We start from the raw sequence: 14,457 nt of genomic DNA, 5'->3' as shown, positions 1-14,457 counted from the left end.
AACCCATTATCGGTAAATACTTTTTCAGCATAATTCGTATTCATTTTAATTTACCTTTTTGAAAGTTTTGGAATGCCACTTTTAGGTCTTGATCATTCAAATGAGCGTAAATATTAATCGTGGTTTGAATATCTTTATGCCCTAAACGCTTTTGAACGTATGAAGCATCCCAACCACTTCTCAGTAACTCTGTGGCATGTGTATGTCTAAAAATATGAGGGCTGAATGGAAGTTTTAGGGCTTTGGATAAGCGACTGAATTTAGTGTAAATAGTGCTGTAACTTAACGGATGCCCTTTATTTTCGCCCCATATATTCACAAAAACATAATCAGAATCAATATCGTCAAAATCATGTACTACATAATCAGTGTAGCGTCTTATGAGTTCATCACTAACGTCAATAACCCTAGTTTCTTGGCTTTTTGCTCTTGCGTTATTTGTATTGTTATTACGATGAACTATATGAATCTCGCTATCCCAACTTTTAATATCTTCATGCCTTAAACCAAGACACTCGCCTATACGCATACCTGTTTCATAGAGTAGGGCTACAATCAACTTATCTCTGCGGTTAGAACATGAATCTAGGATTTTTTGCACTTGTTCAAATGTTAATGTTTTAGGTATTCGTTTAGGCTCTTTAATTTTAAGAATGCTATGTTTTGTGGAGCTTGCTTTACTAATATGATGTAGAAACGGTTTGTAATTTTTACTATTAGATTTAGTTGATCTCTTATCATTTAAAACAAGAGTGCTATCTAGTTTTGAGTGATAATCATAGAAAGCTGTAATCGCAGTAATTATTGTATTTATTGTTTTTTCTGAACGCAGAGAAACACTTGAAGAAAAAGGAATAATATTACTTGCATCTATAGTTCCTAGTTTTAGAAAGTTGATGAACTCTGATAGCTCAATTAAACCAATCTGATTCCAACTATAGTTCTTTAAAGATAGAAATAACCAAAATTCTTTAAGATGATAAGCGTAAGAACGAATAGTGTTTGGAGATTTTCTAACAGAACTTAAATACCTTAAATAAAGATCAATTGATGGTATAGCTAAGTGATCATCACCAATGACAATCCAAAAGTCTTCTGTTTGATTATTAATTCGTATTTTCTGCACTTTCATTAAGTAGAATCTACTATGTATATATGTTTAGATATAAATTCTACAATGTATATTATTAATAGTAAATCATTCTTTGTTTACATTGTATATTATTATTTATATGTAGTAGATAACGATCATGAGCTGTACCACAGCTCATGCACTCCCATTCTCTTATTCCAAGATCTGTCCTACCTTTTGGACTACTTGAGGTGATCTCACCGCAGCACGAACAGATTTGGGTGGTATAGGCTTCTTGGACTTCTTCAAACAATACGCCTGCGTTTTCGCATTTATACTTGAGCATTGTTTTTAGTGCAGAAAATCCTGTATCCAAAACAGATTTTGCCATTTTGGTTTTTACTAATTTTTTAGCACTCAAGTCACCTACAATAATCAATGCATTTTCATTCACAAGCTTGGTGCTTGCTTTATGCAAATGATCTTTTCGACTATTTGCAATCTTGGCGTGTAATGCACGAACACGCTTCTTATTCCTGGCTCTCTGAGCAATACCTAATTTCTGCTCATATTTTCGATAGAATTTTGGATTTGAAATTACAGTGCCATCAGAACAGGTGGCAATATCTTTTAAGCCTAGATCAATACCAATCGCTTTGGTTGCTGTCGATTTATCTTGCTTAGGCGATTCAACAACAAGACATACATACCAACGCCCACGGCTATCCTCTACAAATGAACCTGTTTTTAACGTGTATTTGCTTAAACCGTAGCTATCCCAAAGCTTAAATTGGTGTTTTCCATACTGGACATATCCATTGGCATATTTGATAGCCACCTTTTTAAAGGGAATCCATCCCAAAGAGCGCCTTGCTGATTTTTTATTGCTGACACGCCATTTCAGCTTTGCCTTTTTAAATTGCTTTCTTCGGGTGACTAATTCTTCAGTTACAGCCTGAATGGTTTGACTATGTAAATTACATTCTTTGGATGTGCCTTTCGTATATTTGGCAATATCAAAAGCAGAGAGAAATTCACCTTTCCGCTTCAAATGCCTAAACCCTAAATCATTGACATAATTCCAGACAAAGTTCACTTCTGATGCTAGTTGGTCTAACACCTTGCAATGTTTGTCTTTTATACGTAATTTAAGGGTTCTCATGTACTTATATTAACAATCAAAACTCAAGGAAAATAGTCCTTAGTTAAATCAAACGACACTTCATGTCGTGTCGCTTATATCTCTGACCTGAAGGACAGAGTTTTACGCTCCATTTGATAAATGGCGTGCCAAATATGGTGGTATGGATACATCATTAATGGCTCGACTCAGAGAGTTGGAAGCAGAAAATACAAGACTTAAAAAGATGTATGCTGAGGAACGATTAAAGGCAGAGATCATCCAGGAAGCGATGTCAAAAAAGTAGTGAAGCCATCTCACCGGCGTCAGATGGCACAACAGGCAGTAGCACTGCATGCTATTAGCATTCGCCTAGCTTGCCGTGCATTTAGCATCAGTGAAACCTGCTACCGTTATCAGTCTAAACTTAGTGATGATAATGCACTCATTGCGCAACAGCTCATTGAGCTGACAGAGGAAAACACCGATTGGGGCTTTGGTCTGTGTTTCTCTTATTTACGCCATGTTGAAAATTACGCTTGGAATGAGGAGCACTGCTCCGCAAGGCGTGTTTACCGTATTTACTGTGAATTGGCATTAAATCTGCGCATTAAACCAAGAAGAAGGCTGAAAAGACATGCACCTGAACCACTGAAAGAGCCAATCCGTGCAAATCAGGTTTGGTCATTAGATTTCATGCACGATCAGCTTGCTGATGGTCGTAAGTTCCGATTATTGAATGTGATTGATGATTACCGTCGTGAAGGTTTAGCGATTGAGGTGGGGTTCTCATTGCCAGCAATGCGAGTGATTCGAACACTCAATCAGTTACTGGAATATCGGGAAAAGCCTTTAGTGATCCGATGCGATAACGGACCAGAGTTTATCAGTAACGAATTTGTACGTTGGGCAACCGAACAAGGTATTCGTATTGCATATATTCAACCAGGCAAACCACAACAGAATGCATATGTTGAGCGTTATAATCGAACCATACGTTATAGTTGGCTGAGCAAACATTTATTTGATACTTTGGATGAAGTGCAAGATTATGCAACAAACTCTTGCGTAGCAGTGCTACTCAGGCATTACAACCATGAAAGGCCACATCAAGCCAACAAAGGAAAGCCACCTCTCATGGCTGCTTAACCTCTACTTTTAACTTCGGTTATTTATGGGGAGGATTACCGCATAAGCGTCTAGCTGTAGGAATCACCCTCTTTTAAGGGGGGGAGGATGTCAATATTTCATCTTACTAATTTTTTTGCGGATTCTTTTGTAAGCCTACCACTCATTCCTGTTTCTGGTAAACCAGTTATTTTCTAATCAAATATCCTCAGATCAGTACGAAAATTTAAGTCTTGATGCTACATCTTGATATGTTATAATTTGTACATCAAAATGATGTACTTATTGGTGAAGAAATGGCTAATTTAGCAACTGAACGAATTAATGTTCGTTCAACAGCAGATGCAAAGAATGTGATTGAGCAAGCTGCGAATTTATTAGGCCTCAGTGTAAGTTCTTTTATGCTGCAATCCTCCTTTGAACGAGCAAAAGACTTACTTAAATCTAATCATGAGTTGAAAGTAAATAATGCTGATCGTGATATGTTAATGAATTTGCTTGAAAATCCACGCCCTGCAAACGATGAAATGAAGAAATTAATGAGTTTATTAGATGAGAATTGAAATTTTACAAACTCATCACCAGAGAAAATCATTTAATTGTGAGCAAGATGACTTAAATAAGTTCATTAAACAATATGCGTCCCAACATCAGAAATCAGGGACAAGTAAAACGTATGTTGCTGTTGATCATGCTTCAAATGTGATAGGGTTTTACTGTCTATCTAGTACCTCTATTGGATTCGATTTAGTAGATACCGTACTCACCAAACGCTTACCTCGTTATCCACTCACTTGTGTTGTTGTAGGTCGCTTTGCCGTTGATAAAGTGACTCAAGGGCAAGGAATTGGAAAAGTGCTTTTAGCACATGCTCTCAAACAAGTTTCAAAAGTTGCTCAAATTATTGGTGTAAATTTTGTTGTAATACATGCAAAAGATCAAAAAGCGATGGAATTTTATCAGCGTTTTGGCTTCATTTCTTTAACATCAAATCCATTAACATTAATATATCCAGTGAATGAAATTCCTAATTTTAATTAAAGTGGTCTACTAGGAATACAAGTAACTGGCAAACTATGAATGAGAATTGGTGACAGACCTATCCAATAATCTGCAAATTTTTCAAGATCTTGCTCTTCAACATGCTGATATGAAGATGAACTATTCATTAATGCAGCATGAATACGTTTTAAAACATCAGAGATGTCTATTACGAGCACAATGTAGTAAAGAGGCACATGCCCATACCCCATCATAAACATCGTGTATATCAAGCTCATAAAAACTTTGCTGCTGAACAGCGATACCAGTCAGTTGGCTCGCTCGTTCGACTAATACTCCTGAATAGTCGATAGCATCAACTTGATAGCCTTTATTTTTAAAAGCCAAAGTATCCCGACCTGAGCCACAACCTAAATCTAAAATGTAGGCATCATGTGCTAATTGCTCTAAAAAGGTTGGTATAGTGCTTCCATATCCACATTCAAGGTCGACTTTATAAATTGATCAGCCTGTTTATTGTAATAATCTATTGTTTTCATTCAGTTGGATACATCTCAGCCATGTATATATACGATATCAGAGTTCGCTTATCATTGAGAAACGATTTTAACCTACAACTTCAGCGACGATATCGCTCGTCCCTTTCTAAATTGATTTATATTCAATACAGCTCGCCTTAAACACATTAAAACAATTCATTTTAAATGCTCAATTTTTCTTGCTGAATCGCATGTATCAACATAATAAACGCAATACAAAGTGTCGTATTTTTATTGTTTTCATTGATAAAGCTTAATTTAACTTCACGACTTTTTTGTGACTTATCCGGTGGATCATTATCAACTTTTAGCTGCGTATCCTCAGGGAGTAAATACTTCAGTCCCGTAATCAGATGTTGAATGGACCAATCGACACGTGGCCTATTTTGCTTATCAAAACGATATTGAAAATGAATAAAGTTTTTTCTCAGCTTTCCATGTTCAATTAAAATACTCAAGGCTTCTAAAACCTGATGTTGAACCCGCTTTGGCAGTGCTGAAATCTCTACGCATTGCTTTGCTTCAAAACCTTTCTTTAAGGCTTTTTCATATAAGGAGATGAGTTCATCTTCACTAAAATCCTCATTATTTTGAGGCTTTTTTACCGCCACCCACTTAGTAGCGAGCTTTTTACTGCGTAATACCCAATCATGGTCCTCATAGGCTCTATATTTAATGTAATCATGGATGATGGTAGATACAGATGCATTTTTACTTATTTTAGGCTGAACAGGTTTAACTGAATCCACTTTTTTGAGTGCATATGTGGCATGATAAAAATCGAAATACTGGCCTTTTCCTATTATATGATTAAGATCCACAATTTCTGTGTTAGCACTTGTTAAGTCATTTTGAAGTATCAGTTTGATCGTGTCCCAATGAATTGTACAAGGCAAATGATAAATTCGATCTATCACCAACAAATCCAGCACATGTAGATAGTGAGATGCTGTTTGCTCTATGTTTGCATGCCCCATCCAGTCAGCTAGTAACCGCCACTTATGCTGTATGACAGCTTCATGCTGAATTGCAGTTTCTCCAAATAAATGCTGACGCATGACTTTACACCGGCTCCAAGTGTAATCCGTATAGGTCATGATCATCTCTTTTGAGCCTAACCAAGCGATTGCTAAATGATTCGCGGCACTATGTCTAAAGTTATGGAAAGTATAACCATGCCCTTCACCCAATATCTCATCAAAAATCACTTGGGTCATTTCACTAATATAAGCTTCACTTAAAATTTCGCCATCTTGGGCAAAAATCAATTTGTCCGCATGATTAGTTTTCGCTGGATTATGTGTAATACATTGTTTTAGATATTGCTGTACCAATGCCAACTCTTCATCGAGCATGACGGCGTTCAGATCAAGCTGACGCTTTGCGTTTTGGCTTTTGAGTTTCCGATAAACATTGTTACGTAAATTAAAACGGATCTGCACAGGTTTGGTCAGCGTATCATTACGCCAAATCAGTTCAGGACAAATGACCTCTGCCAATGTAAGTCCCCTAATTTCATTCAATCGCATCCCCAAACGAAATGCGAGTAAATACATGAGCTGTAGCTGAAAAAGATACGCTTGCTCTTTAGTTGTTTGACATTTTTCAATCTTTAAACTTAGTACCTGTTTAAGCTGATTGAACAATTTTGGGCTAATTAATTTGGCATGACAAAATTGTACACGATGATAATCATTGTATTGAAAGGTACCGACCTTAGGGACACGGTATTGTTTCATACAAAACTGATGAAATGCTTTAAGTCTGCCAAATGCATACTGTGCACGTCCGTGATTGGCCTTAGGATCAGTCTCACGTTTGGCTTGATCTCGATCATCAATACTATCTAAGATAGCGTCGTACAGTTCCTCACAATCTTCTTGATCCATGTTATCTATATCACCTGGGAACATATAGACATGGAATAAGTAATCTTTAGCGATACTACTTAAATACCGCTCGATGCTATTGAGTTTCATTTTTTGAGACTTAAGATGAAAAATCCAACCCAGTAGCCTGAGCTGTGCTTCTATTAGATTTTTTTCATACAGGCCAACGTGAGGCTTCTTTTCTTCTAGTCGCTTCTGAATGCTTGTCCATCTGATCCATTTAACACGTTCACTTTTACGCTGCCGTTTCTGACGCTTATCAACTTCAGTCTGATCTTTTTCAAATAGCATCAATTCAAATGGAATTTCTTTGAGTTGCTGGTGAGCTGTAATTAAGTCTGGTACCGCCTTTTCTGTCTGTAGTGGTATATCCCGCTCAATATGTGTTAACTGCGTCTGCAAGATGTTGTGATCTAACCATGCTCTCGCCTGATCAATAGGTGTTAACGACACCGTTTTGAGACGACCTCGCATAACCTCGCTTAAGCACATATCTAAGCCCGAATAAGAGTCAAGCTCAATGGCTAAGTTTGAATGATCAAAAGGTGTAAGTGAACGAAGCTCTGCTAACTGTTTATCATTACGGCGTAGTAGTTTTTTCAGACCTACGATCTGATGACTCAAATCAATTTCTTTAGGTAATTTCCCTAATACAGTAGAGATAGACTCCAAAACATATCGTGGCATCTGCTGATTCAAGGCTTGAGAGCCATGCTGTTTTATCCCTTGTATAAACAACTGTGCATAGGGATTAAGCCAAATATAACGCCACTGATACACCTGTCTATTTTCGATTTGATTACCATAAGCACGCTGTGGTACTCGATAATGCAGTGCGAGTGGTTGGATGATTGTTTTATATCCAGCATGATAAAGTTTAGTACAGATTTGGAGTTCATCTTTGACAATAGCGTTGACCAGGGTATTACTAATTGCTGTTAATTGACTTAGATCAGTACAGCCAGAGCAGTACATCAGACTTAAATAAAAATTCCCCCATAACCATGCCGGAGTAACTTCATCCTTGTATGGACAATTCCAATAGGATTTTAAGGCTATAGCAATATGATAATGTTTTTGTCCTTGCCGAAGATGTGATTCAGTACTACGAAGTTGTCTGGGTATAGGTTCTAGAAAAGTAGTTTTAGGCCATACTTTGATTGGATACGCATTCTTTGCTTGAGATAAATAGGTCTGACGCAAAGATAAAAAATATTTTTCAATAGCTTGAATATACGGTTTTTGAGTATCTTTCCGAGTAAATTTCTTCTGCTCTAAAAAACAAATAAATTCATCATAAAACTCGTACCACAAGGTATTTAGTGTGTTATCTAATAATTCAGGTTGGTCTCTTAAACTCTTAATCTGACTTTTCATTTCGGCAAATGCAGAATCAACCTGAACCTGAATTTTTTGAATCAATGACTCATCTATACTCATGATAAGCCCTCAGATTGAAGTACTGAAATGTATGACAGATGCTCAATCTGCAATTGCTTAATCATGCGATCAATATTTTGGGTAAATTGATTGATATATTGTGGTAAAGATGCAGATGAATAGCGATAAAAGAGCTCCTGATTACGCTGATCATGCCCATAAACTGCTTGTATGACATTAAAAGCCAAACCTTGCTTCATCAACATATTCATATCAAAGTGTCGTAGCCAGTTATTATATAAACTGCTGAGTTGATGACCTTCAATATAGTCATTAATCCAACTTCGGTTAAGCGCAGCAATCTTAATTTTCTTACTTGCCCATTCCTCAGCAGTGGTCGGTAACGATTTCGGGTAATGGATCACTTGGCCAAACAAATCTTGCAATGTAATCTTTTTCCCAAATACAAATCGGAGGAGCTCTTCATACTGCTGAGTGACCGTATTTAAAAATTGCGTATAACGTTTAAAAGCTTGGATAAAAAATGCTGGGAGCGGTATATAGCGACCATCTTTTCGTGATCGACTGTTTTGCTTATCATCTACATACAACAACTTTAGTTTTAAATCGTAGTCACTATACTTTCCTAATAAGTTTTCGCGAGGACGGCGTGTTAGGCACAATAAGCTGATATGCCACATCCAAGCACTATAGGCATTAATTCGCTCAATTATATGTTGATGTATCTGTATTTTATCAACGCAAATGGCATGTAATCGTGTAAAAAATTGACCAACATAATTTTGATTGAGTGCTAATTGGCTACCAAAACGTGATATAGACGCAGGTTCATGTTTAACAAACTGCTCTTTAAGCATTTCAATTTCTGTTTTCGTTTCTTCAACACTGAGTGTCTCTAAGTAGATCAAATAATGCTGATTCAATTCCGATGCGCTCACACCATTGTAGAAACTACTCGGTAGCTCATGGGTGCTATCTTTGCCCGATAGCACATGGGCAATATATTCATTAAAAGTACGGTGAAAAATATAGAAATACAGCTGGGCTTGGAGTTTCTCAACAGTAATTGAACCTAGCCCCTGATTCTGAGTCCATTTTTTGAGTCTTTGATTGATCTCTTGTACTGTAAGTACCTGTTGTGATCCATTCAAAATAAGATATTCAAACCAACTGCTTGATACATGGAGATCATGCGTCACTGTTTTATTCAGTTGGTGAATCTTTAAAGTTTCAACTTTTTGTTTTGTAATATCTAAATGTAATCTGAGTCGATACTCTGGCTTTTTAGAACTACCACCTTTAATAAGCACTCCCTCATCAATCAGTTGTTTATATTGAAGCAAATGCATTGGTGATAAACCCGTCGCTAAACTCAATAGGCATGCTGCTGCAATCGCTGAATCTTGAGTAGGAGCATTATATAACTCACCCTTCAAAATATAGATAAGATGTTGAATCACATCTTTGCTCATGTAATTTGTGTTGGTTACAAACGGTTGTAGACGTCTTTGACGATGCCTCATCAAATGTTCACTATGATTGTTCAATACTGTATTAAAACGAGCTGTAGATTTAGATGTTGTATGTACAGCAATCCCCTCATCTATAAATTCAACATCTCCATCATCAGCATAAAAGATCTCCTGTCGAGCTTGAATATATGCTGGATATCCTTTAATAAGCTGTCTTTGTTCTCTCTTCTTTTGGAAACTTCTTAATTTTTTCTTTGTCGGCCAATCTGAAATTTTTATTTTTTTACGACGCGAGCGTTTTACAATCCTCCCTTGTTTTAATCGTTTAAAGATAATTTTTAAGTCATTTATATAATTTAGCACCTTAGTTTGAGTGAACTCGTGCAAATTTTGTTTTATTTTATTCTTAAGGAAACTCTCCCAGTCACTCGTCACCTTGTCCTGTTCGAGTTCTAACATATATTCTATAAAGTATTCTAAGAGCCTTTTACTCTCGTCTTTTAAAGAACTTTCTTCACTTTTTTGTAGAATTGATTTTGCAATATATCGAAATAAATCAAAAATTTCTTTTTGTTTAGCTTGGGAATCTGGGATAACGGCTAATTTTATATAAAGCGCTTCAACAAAATAACTCGTTCTCAAAATGAGGTATGACCATCCAGCATGGTCTAATACATCACCCGAAGCAAAAAAGCTTAAGGCCGCAACTCGATATTCTTCACCCAGTTTACGCGCTTTAATTATCTCGTGAAAAACCTTATGCGCAGTTTTTCCAAAATCACTAAAAGTCTGCTTATCACTTTCATCTAAATCATCAAATACAGCATGCGAAATAAACTTTGTTCTGTACTCTTGGTATTGTGTTAAAAAGAGATCTTGTCTCCGTTCTCTCTTTTTCTGAACTTCCATTCGTTCACTCTTGCTCTGCATTGATTAAAGTTGAAATCTCGATCATACCAAGCTGCTTCTTAGAACATTTCTCCATGACTTTTTGTCTCGTTTCATCGTTACGTATGTCAAAAAATTGAAGTAGTAATGGTGTAGTGAGTTCCTTACGTGTATTAAAAATTTCTAATGCCATTTTTGAATCGATATATTTTTCCATATCGCAAATAAGCTGAATCTGCGGAATATATTGGACATTTGCACGTACTGCCCTATCTGTTTTCAAAAGTTCTAAAATACGATGCCAGAGTTTTACATAAATTTTTTTTAAATTATTCTGCTTACTCTTGTTGTTGCCCGGCCTGATTTTTTCTAGTTGTTTCAGCTTAGCTTTGATGTATTCCAAGTCTTCTGTTTTGGTTGAGAAGGGTAGAACAAATTGATAAAAAAATACGAGAGTTTTTTTTATCGTTTGATCAAAACTCATGACAAAATTAGCTCAAAATATTAATACAAATAGTTATAACACTTTTTCTATTTTTTATTTCACAAATCAAAATAAATTTAGTAAGCATTTGTAATAAAATATCTTTTTAAATTTTATTCTTCCATTTTTTTATAGTTTTTAGTTATTCTTTATTCGTTGTGGTTATCAGGCTGGTATGCGAGATGCCGAAGCCACTGCACAACTTCGTCCAGACCTCAATGAAACAGAGGCTTTTATGGCAGGACCACAAATGCATGGTATTCGCGGGATGGTACAGGTCGAAGTCAATACACTTCAGCTGAGCCATCTCAACCATGAGTTCTATGCCGACTTTAACTGGCGACATTCCTTTGAAGGTGAAGTTCACCTGAGCGAATTTGGTAAATCCGATGAACCTGCTTGCTGGCTACAACTTGGTTATGCTTGTGGATATAGCAGCTATGTCATGAGACAAACCATTATTTATCAGGAAACCCAATGTATTGCCCAAGGTCATGATCATTGTCGGATCATTGGTAAACCCTTAATCGAATGGGAAAATGCCGAAGAACTTGTACAATTTATGTCTCCTGACCCTATATCGGACGAAATCATTGCATTACGCGCTGAATTGAATCAACTAAAACACGATATTTATACTCGTGCCGAGGTCGACTACAGCATGTTTAATGCGGTCGGAGAATCTGCGGCTTACCGCAATGTCTGTGACCTCCTCAAAAAAGCGGCTGGCAGTAAAGTCGCCGTACTCCTGTCTGGGGAAACAGGTGTTGGTAAGGAGGCTTTTGCACGAGGTATTCACTATGCTAGTCCACGCAAAGATAAGCCTTTTATAGCAGTTAACTGTGCTTGTATCCCACATGACTTGATTGAAGCTGAGCTCTTTAGCGTAGAAAAGGGGGCTTTCACAGGAGCAGTCAGTCAACGAATAGGTAAATTTGAACGTGCCCATCAAGGTACGATTTTTCTGGATGAACTGGCTGAGTTATCCCCTCGTGCCCAAGCAGCCTTATTACGAATGCTGCAAGAAGGTGAATTTGAACGTGTAGGCGATTATCAGACCCGAAAAGTCGATGTTCGAGTCGTAGCTGCCACCAATGAAGATTTGGAATTAGCTGTCAAAGAGGGTCGATTCCGTGCCGATCTGTATTTTCGCCTGAACATTTTTCCGGTACGTATTCCGCCATTACGCGAACGGCGGGAGGACATTCCTCTGCTGGTCAGTCATTTTCTTAAACGCTTTGAAAATATCTATGACAAAAAATTTAAAGGTCTTAGTGACAAAGCCAAACATTACTTTATAAATTACAATTGGCCAGGCAATATCCGTGAATTAGAGAATGTGCTGGAACGCGCAGCACTACTCACAGATGATCAACAAGAGATTAAACTACGTGATTTATTTCCAGATGTTGTAGCCGCTGAGGCAATTAGCTATCGGGAAATATTCCCTTCCAAATCATTTAATTCACAAAAAATTGCAGAACTATTTACTCCTGACTTTTCATTAGAACATTATGAACAGCAGATTATTTTACAAGCCATGCAACAGACTCAAAACAATGTCTCTGAAGCAGCACGTATACTCGGCATTAGCCGGGCAACATTGGATTATCGCTTAAAGAAATATAGGGCCTTATCGTAAGGCCCTATATTTCATACCCAAACACCCTAAACTTATATTACTGCGTGCTTTTTTAACCGATATTCCAGTGCACTGCGTGTTATATTCAAATAGCGGGCAGCTTTGGAAACATTACCTCGGTATTTATTTAATGGCGTCTGTAAAATGGTCAATTCAACATATTCCATATCCACCTGTTCTGAGCTTTGCATTAGGTGCTCAATTAGCTGATTTAAATCGCTTTTAGTCACAATGCCCTTAATTTCATTAAATTTATGTTTATTCTGGCTTAGGAAATCCTGAATGATCTGTTCTTCCAGCATTAAATCTTCTAAATCAAGTGCCGTATTATTGGACAAAAGCACCGAACGTTCCAAGATATTTCTTAATTCTCGTATATTTCCCAGCCAGTCATAGCTGTTAAAAAAGGCATACACTCGGTCACTGAAGCCATTAAATCTCTTGTGATACTGCTTCTCAAAGAAGTGGATATAGTATTCAGCCAGCAGATTGATATCTTCACGGCGTTCTTTCAAAGAAGGAATCAGAACTGGATAGGTAGCTAAGCGGTAATATAGGTCACTACGGAAACGGCCCTCTTCCACTGCTTTTTTCAGGCTTTCATTGCAAGCCACCATCACTCAAACATTAGTTTTCCGGGTTTTCGTATCACCTAACAGCTCAAACTCGCCAGTTTGCAGTACACGTAGTAAAGTGATGTGTGCTGATAAAAACGGAAACTTTTACTTGGTAAATGGCTTTGTTGCACAAACCTATCTGTAACGGCTTTTTCAGCGATATAATTTCCAAATGAAGAAGCCTACACACAAAATCTACCGCACAACCAATTGGCTCGCATATAACAGAGCTCTCATTAATCATGGGAATATTGCCATTTGGTTCGATCCAAAAACACAATGGTATGCAGAACCTCAAGGCAAACAAGGTCGAAGTCAAACCTACTCCGACATAGCGATTCAATGCTGTTTGATGATCAAATCTCTATTTAGACTCACTTTACGCATGGTTACTGGTTTTGTTCAAAGCTTAATTAAACTTTGCGGATTAGATTGGACAGCACCAGACTTCACGACGCTTTGTAGAAGACAAAAGTATATTGATATTCAAATTAGCTACCAGAAAAGTCGTGATGGGTTACACCTACTCGTCGACTCTACGGGTTTAAAATTTTTAGGTGAAGGCGAATGGAAGCGTAAGAAGCATCAGCCTGAATACCGTCGGCAATGGCGTAAACTGCATCTTGGTATAGATGCTGAAACACTGCAAATACGTGATGTTCAGCTTACGACAAATAATGTCAGTGATTCACAAGTACTTGGTGATCTACTTGATCAGATTCCTCAAGATGAGCATATTGACTCCGTTTATACCGATGGTGCTTATGACACGAAGCGGTGTCGCCAGTTGATAGAGGTGGTCCCACTTGTTTGAACAACTAAAAGCGTATTTATAAGTGATATTCTGCTCTAGTTAAGCCACCTTGTTTTGTTGCGGTAGCTGATCATAGTAAAACTCATTTGGTGTCATTTTGTCTAGACTCGAATGAGGTCGTTTCAAATTATAAAACTCAAAATATGCACTCAATTGCTTTTTCGCATCTGTGACACTGCTATAAGCTTTGAGATACACCTCTTCATATTTAACGCTCCGCCATAATCGTTCAACCATCACATTATCAATCCATCGACCTTTACCATCCATACTGATTTGAATACCATTTGATTTCAATACATCAATAAATGCATCACTGGTGAACTGACTGCCTTGGTCTGTATTCAATATTTCAGGTGATCCATATTTTTCAATCGCTTCATTTAAAA

At 37.3% G+C, this 14,457-nt stretch carries 10 protein-coding genes and 3 pseudogenes; 5 read left to right on the top strand and 8 right to left on the bottom strand.

What is annotated here, in order from left to right; all coding sequences use genetic code 11:
• Positions 1-40: 40 nt before the first annotated feature.
• Together AVJ19_RS18620 and AVJ19_RS18615 are read right to left on the bottom strand one after the other, a co-directional pair.
• Complete coding sequence (locus AVJ19_RS18620; RefSeq protein WP_111861098.1) at positions 41-1,132, bottom strand: tyrosine-type recombinase/integrase; 1,092 nt, start codon at positions 1,130-1,132, stop codon at positions 41-43.
• A 55-nt stretch (positions 1,133-1,187) separates the two neighbouring features.
• Positions 1,188-2,234, bottom strand: coding sequence for an RNA-guided endonuclease InsQ/TnpB family protein (locus AVJ19_RS18615; RefSeq protein WP_111861097.1), 1,047 nt, complete (start codon positions 2,232-2,234; stop codon positions 1,188-1,190).
• 106 nt (positions 2,235-2,340) lie between these two features.
• Here AVJ19_RS18615 and AVJ19_RS18610 point away from each other — a divergent pair.
• The 3 genes and pseudogenes from AVJ19_RS18610 to AVJ19_RS18600 all read left to right on the top strand — a co-directional run.
• Positions 2,341-3,341: pseudogene (locus AVJ19_RS18610) on the top strand (IS3 family transposase); the annotation flags it as partial.
• Positions 3,342-3,616: 275 nt separating this feature from the next.
• Positions 3,617-3,883: a DUF1778 domain-containing protein gene (locus AVJ19_RS18605; protein WP_026094019.1), complete on the top strand. Its 267-nt coding sequence runs from the start codon at positions 3,617-3,619 to the stop codon at positions 3,881-3,883.
• Positions 3,873-4,361, top strand: coding sequence for a GNAT family N-acetyltransferase (locus tag AVJ19_RS18600; protein ID WP_111861096.1), 489 nt, complete (start codon positions 3,873-3,875; stop codon positions 4,359-4,361). The genes AVJ19_RS18605 and AVJ19_RS18600 overlap by 11 nt, the downstream gene beginning before the upstream one ends.
• A gap of 107 nt (positions 4,362-4,468) precedes the next feature.
• Here AVJ19_RS18600 and AVJ19_RS18595 read toward each other — a convergent pair.
• The 4 genes and pseudogenes from AVJ19_RS18595 to AVJ19_RS18580 form a co-directional block, all read right to left on the bottom strand.
• A pseudogene (locus AVJ19_RS18595) lies at positions 4,469-4,861 on the bottom strand (class I SAM-dependent methyltransferase); the annotation flags it as partial.
• 161 nt (positions 4,862-5,022) lie between these two features.
• Complete coding sequence (locus AVJ19_RS18590; RefSeq protein WP_111861095.1) at positions 5,023-8,190, bottom strand: site-specific integrase; 3,168 nt, start codon at positions 8,188-8,190, stop codon at positions 5,023-5,025.
• Positions 8,187-10,532 (bottom strand): hypothetical protein, encoded by a 2,346-nt coding sequence (locus AVJ19_RS18585; protein ID WP_228203406.1) that lies wholly within the window; start codon positions 10,530-10,532, stop codon positions 8,187-8,189. The genes AVJ19_RS18590 and AVJ19_RS18585 overlap by 4 nt, the downstream gene beginning before the upstream one ends.
• A gap of 4 nt (positions 10,533-10,536) precedes the next feature.
• Positions 10,537-10,995 carry a hypothetical protein gene (locus tag AVJ19_RS18580; protein WP_111861093.1) on the bottom strand — a complete coding sequence of 153 codons (459 nt, stop codon included), beginning with the start codon at positions 10,993-10,995 and terminating at the stop codon, positions 10,537-10,539.
• Between the two features lie 175 nt (positions 10,996-11,170).
• Between AVJ19_RS18580 and AVJ19_RS18575 the strand changes: the two genes are divergently transcribed.
• Complete coding sequence (locus AVJ19_RS18575; protein ID WP_111861092.1) at positions 11,171-12,637, top strand: sigma 54-interacting transcriptional regulator; 1,467 nt, start codon at positions 11,171-11,173, stop codon at positions 12,635-12,637.
• Positions 12,638-12,669: 32 nt separating this feature from the next.
• Here AVJ19_RS18575 and AVJ19_RS18570 read toward each other — a convergent pair whose 3' ends face one another.
• The gene (locus AVJ19_RS18570; RefSeq protein ID WP_162626653.1) at positions 12,670-13,251 is read right to left on the bottom strand and encodes a helix-turn-helix domain-containing protein; all 582 of its coding nucleotides are present in this window, start codon (positions 13,249-13,251) and stop codon (positions 12,670-12,672) included.
• Between the two features lie 175 nt (positions 13,252-13,426).
• Here AVJ19_RS18570 and AVJ19_RS18565 point away from each other — a divergent pair.
• Positions 13,427-14,047: pseudogene (locus AVJ19_RS18565) on the top strand (IS5 family transposase); the annotation flags it as partial.
• 60 nt (positions 14,048-14,107) lie between these two features.
• Here the strand turns inward: AVJ19_RS18565 and AVJ19_RS18560 are convergent.
• On the bottom strand, positions 14,108-14,457 hold a 350-nt coding region (locus tag AVJ19_RS18560), incomplete at its 5' end, for an integrase core domain-containing protein (RefSeq protein ID WP_162626652.1).

The sequence above is a fragment of the Acinetobacter sp. CFCC 10889 genome (genome assembly GCF_003268395.1).
Taxonomy (GTDB): domain Bacteria; phylum Pseudomonadota; class Gammaproteobacteria; order Pseudomonadales; family Moraxellaceae; genus Acinetobacter.
The sequence above is the reverse complement of the archived record's forward strand: the minus strand, read 5'-3'. Positions and strand labels throughout refer to the sequence as shown.

What these genes read in the sequence shown, in the direction of transcription:
- AVJ19_RS18620 (WP_111861098.1), bottom strand. Translation starts at nt 1,132, where the DNA reads ATGAAAGTGCAGAAAATACGAATTAATAATCAAACAGAAGACTTTTGG.
- AVJ19_RS18615 (WP_111861097.1), bottom strand. Translation starts at nt 2,234, where the DNA reads ATGAGAACCCTTAAATTACGTATAAAAGACAAACATTGCAAGGTGTTA.
- AVJ19_RS18605 (WP_026094019.1), top strand. Translation starts at nt 3,617, where the DNA reads ATGGCTAATTTAGCAACTGAACGAATTAATGTTCGTTCAACAGCAGAT.
- AVJ19_RS18600 (WP_111861096.1), top strand. Translation starts at nt 3,873, where the DNA reads ATGAGAATTGAAATTTTACAAACTCATCACCAGAGAAAATCATTTAAT.
- AVJ19_RS18590 (WP_111861095.1), bottom strand. Translation starts at nt 8,190, where the DNA reads ATGAGTATAGATGAGTCATTGATTCAAAAAATTCAGGTTCAGGTTGAT.
- AVJ19_RS18585 (WP_228203406.1), bottom strand. Translation starts at nt 10,532, where the DNA reads ATGGAAGTTCAGAAAAAGAGAGAACGGAGACAAGATCTCTTTTTAACA.
- AVJ19_RS18580 (WP_111861093.1), bottom strand. Translation starts at nt 10,995, where the DNA reads ATGAGTTTTGATCAAACGATAAAAAAAACTCTCGTATTTTTTTATCAA.
- AVJ19_RS18575 (WP_111861092.1), top strand. Translation starts at nt 11,171, where the DNA reads ATGCGAGATGCCGAAGCCACTGCACAACTTCGTCCAGACCTCAATGAA.